At 59.0% G+C, this 3,492-nt stretch carries 4 protein-coding genes and 1 pseudogene; 3 read left to right on the forward strand and 2 right to left on the reverse strand.

Annotated elements, in window-relative coordinates:
• The first annotated feature begins 1,061 nt into the window (after positions 1 to 1,061).
• The 3 genes from EN939_RS25650 to EN939_RS40100 all read left to right on the forward strand — a co-directional run bounded on the left by EN939_RS25650 (position 1,062) and on the right by EN939_RS40100 (position 1,829).
• A complete protein-coding gene (locus EN939_RS25650) occupies positions 1,062 to 1,295 on the forward strand; it encodes a hypothetical protein (protein WP_127270415.1) in 234 nt (77 codons plus the stop codon).
• A gap of 115 nt (positions 1,296 to 1,410) precedes the next feature.
• A complete protein-coding gene (locus tag EN939_RS25655) occupies positions 1,411 to 1,602 on the forward strand; it encodes a hypothetical protein (RefSeq protein WP_127270414.1) in 192 nt (63 codons plus the stop codon).
• An 11-nt stretch (positions 1,603 to 1,613) separates the two neighbouring features.
• Entirely contained in the window at positions 1,614 to 1,829 is a 216-nt protein-coding gene (locus EN939_RS40100) for a plasmid partitioning protein RepB C-terminal domain-containing protein (RefSeq protein ID WP_372958892.1), read from the forward strand.
• A gap of 69 nt (positions 1,830 to 1,898) precedes the next feature.
• On the opposite strand, the gene EN939_RS25660 is transcribed toward EN939_RS40100, so the two are convergent.
• On the reverse strand, positions 1,899 to 2,528 hold the full coding sequence (locus EN939_RS25660) for a LysR family transcriptional regulator substrate-binding protein (protein ID WP_236383364.1): 630 nt from the start codon (positions 2,526 to 2,528) through the stop codon (positions 1,899 to 1,901).
• Between the two features lie 57 nt (positions 2,529 to 2,585).
• Positions 2,586 to 3,492: pseudogene (locus EN939_RS25665) on the reverse strand (DNA-binding protein); the annotation flags it as partial.

Raw genomic sequence — 3,492 nt, forward strand, 5'->3', positions numbered from 1 at the left:
GCCGCAAGCACAAGCTAATATATCCCCGACTCTTATGCCTATGGTGCTATCGCGGAATGGCCTGACGGGCAGTCTAGGCCAACAGGATTAATTGCTGCGCTTTCATTCTGCCAGTAGCTTGCAGGCCTGGTCATTTAGCCCACCTTTGTGCCCAGATGGGTCGGCACGCTCACCGTTACCGGTGCGTGGTAACTTGATCGTGCCGACCTCACCTTTGACACATGGAACCGATGCCCCTGTGGCAACCGAAGAAACTGGCGAACGCGCCGCATTGAAGCTCGTCCGAATGGCTACGAGCAGGTATGCCCGCCCGGCGTGCTGCCATCTGAGGAAGCCCTCCTTGGTCTCTACGGCCCCGAACCGATCCACGAAGGCGAAGCTCTGCCCAGGCGATTATTGAGACCGTCGAGGGTCTGACGAAGGAAGCCCGCCGCTGAAGGACACTGACAGCGACGGGCCTTGCACCAGAGCTTGGACTTGTCTCAACCAAGCACATTTCCAACTTCGGTTGCGAAAGCTTGTTCCAGCCCTACGAGAAAGATTTAGCGCTAGCCGACGTCTGACGAAGTAGGCCGCCCGTCACTGGACTTCAGGGAAATCAGTGACGGGCCTCTGCTCGGGTGTTTCAACGAGGTGTCCTTACATTTGATGGCAAGCAACTGCCCACGGAGGGGCCCCTTGCAGTCTTCTCAGGGCGCGCCAGAGCTGAGTTCGCGATGCGGACGGCAAAAGTCAAGCCGCTCGGGAAAGACACAGCTTGGCACATGGCCGCGCGGGCGGCGGAATACGATGCCGACGCGAGAGTCATCGAAGGGATCATCCATCGCCAAAGATCATGACGAACAGCATCGTTAGTCGGTAGAGATAGAGGCCGCTTAAGGTAGCGCAGTTTCCGGCCCATCCTTGCATGCGCTGGCGTCTCGGAACACACGCCGGCGCCTCCAAAGAAATTTTGTACGATTTTTACCAAGCGCCGCCTTGTACGCAAATGATAATGACCGTTGCTGGCTTTGGAGCCATTCTTCAGCACTCAAGATCAGTATTATTCAAAGGACGTTCATATGAATTTCCCCATCGGCGGCGCGCAACCTATTTTCCCTGAGGAACTGGGCACGCTGAGGATTGTATTCTCGCAGCTTTGTGAGGAACACGAGATTCTAACCACTTCTGTTGAGGCCGGGGAACTCGCCTCAGAGTTGGTCCGACTGTTTCAAACAGGCATCAAAGACGAGACTGTGCTGATGGTCTTGATGCGCGCCAGGTTGAACCACCGGCAGGCCCAGTCCGTAGGCTAGTCTTGCAACCACAGCCGTATGGAGGAAAATTATGTTGTACCCTGGTCACTGCCTTGGTCCGTGCGAGATTGAAATGTTGTCTCGCATTTGCCCGACTGTGTGCGACGAGAGCAAATTGCCGCTTACTTCGCCCGATGCCGAAAAAGCGGCTTCTCACCTGCTAAAGCTCTTTGTGAACGGCCTTACCCGCGAGGAGGAACTGGTTGATGCGGCCAGGAACCGTATGAAATGGCTGCCTCGAGCTCATGCTTTTCAAAAGGCGACGCTGCCGCACTTCCAAGCCGTTAGTCAGCAGCAAGTGGCTTAGCCGGTTTACGAATGCGGGCAGCTCATTTTTCACGCAGCCCCTGCCAGGCCGAGTTGAGCCAGGAATTTCGAAACTCCGCTGAGCACATTGGTTCGTGGGGCCTCGAACTTGTAGCGGTACGAGGACACCTCAACCGGCTGATGGATAGCCCCAAACTGGTACGCTACCTCGCTCATCATTTTCCAAAGCAACTCGCTCAATTCCAAGGCGTTTTGGAAACGGCTTGAGTTCCCAGTGCGGCCGCAGGCGCCGCGCCGGCTGCCTAGCGTCGTTCTCTAGCCGCCCTCTGAGAAATCTCATCCTTTCGCAGGAGCGGTGGAAAAGGCCGCGATAATCGCCTCGAGCGACACGCTCAGAGCATTCGAAAAGGTCCTGCCCTTCTGCCAAATCGCGACGTAATGATAAAGAGCTGACGGTTCCACCGGTTTTGCTTCGAGGTTAAACGCTTCGTATTCACGCGCAATGATTTCATTGGTTATGGAAATGCCCAGGCCAGCCGAAACGTATCCGGCCTCGTGACCGTTGCAGTCGAATTCCACCAGTATGTTCGGCTCAACGCCGGCGAAGCGCAACGCATTGAAGTTCATCTGGTGGGCGGCGAACTGGGGATCGATATCGACGATCGTTTCGCCAGCCAGGTCGTGCGCCTGGATACAGGTCTGTTGTGAAAAGCGGTGGTCGGGATGAAAGATGCACACGTTGCGCGCCGACCCGAGCGGCGCCCATTCAAACAGGCGTGGGTCCAGCGGCAATCTCGAGATCCCCAGATCCGCGCGACCGGCCAAGATGTACTCGCCGATCTGGTCGTAGCTTCCAGAAATTGACCGGACGTTCGGAGAGCGACACGGGAAAGCCCTCCGGCGCTCTCTCTGACCGGACGGGCTCAAACCCGTCGCGCCCGCCCTCTCACTCTGACCACCGCACACAAAAAGGCCCGGCGCTCTTGCAAGTGCCGGGCAGCCAGATCATCCGCGAAGCCGAGGCTATTCCGCGGCGTCGAGTTGCTGCTCACTCTTCTCGTCGCCCCGACTGTCTTCGTCGTCACCGGCGAGAAAATCGGGCAGCGCTTTGTCTGCCTCGTCCGCGTTTGACGCGCCCTCGGCATCGAGGTCGATGAGCCGCAGCGGTTCGGGCAGCCAGCCACTGTCGGCCAGCAGCCGCTCCGCCTCTTTGGCCATGTCGTCCTTCTTGAGGTGGTCGATAAGCTGGGCGGCGCTCTCGCCTTCACCCTCGCGAACGGCCTCGATAATACGTGCCTTGGTGACGCGCCCGAGATAGTTGCCGACCGTCGGCCGCCAACCGGCATCGACCATGTCGAGGCCGACTACCCGGGCCAGGTGATCGGCCTCAGTGAGACGCTCCTGCACGCCATGTGCCGAGATAGCGCCGTTCCCATAGCGATCGGCCTTTTCATAAAGGGCGTTCACGCCGAAGGATGCACAATGGGCAAAAAGCGCGGCTCGCTCGTCGTCAGTAAGCGCCGCAAGCGCATCCCAGAGGTCGTCGACCCCCCCAGGCAAACGGGTTTCCCAGGCCGCGTGGCGGACTTCGACCGCGTGCGCGTAAGGCGTGTCGCGAAGCTCGGCAGATTGGGCCGAGAAAACCGTGCCGCGGACAGAGACTTCCATCGCGACACCCTGTGATCTGTAGCGGGAAAACACGTCGCGCACGAACTTGTGGAGCACGGCAAGGTAGGCGATCGCCGGATCGTTCGCGAGCTTGTCGCGTAGCGCCAGCGTGCGCTCGGCGGTCAGTTCCATGATCAGGCGATCCGGCAAGGGCTTGATGCCATCCTCCTCATCATCCTGCGGCTGAGCTGGCTGGCCGCCGATGGTAATTACCGCCCGCTGGACCGACGTCGCCCCATCGTCGGTTCCCCCGGCCCCGAAG

Source organism: Mesorhizobium sp. M7A.F.Ca.CA.002.05.1.1 (genome assembly GCF_003998335.1).
GTDB lineage: Bacteria > Pseudomonadota > Alphaproteobacteria > Rhizobiales > Rhizobiaceae > Mesorhizobium.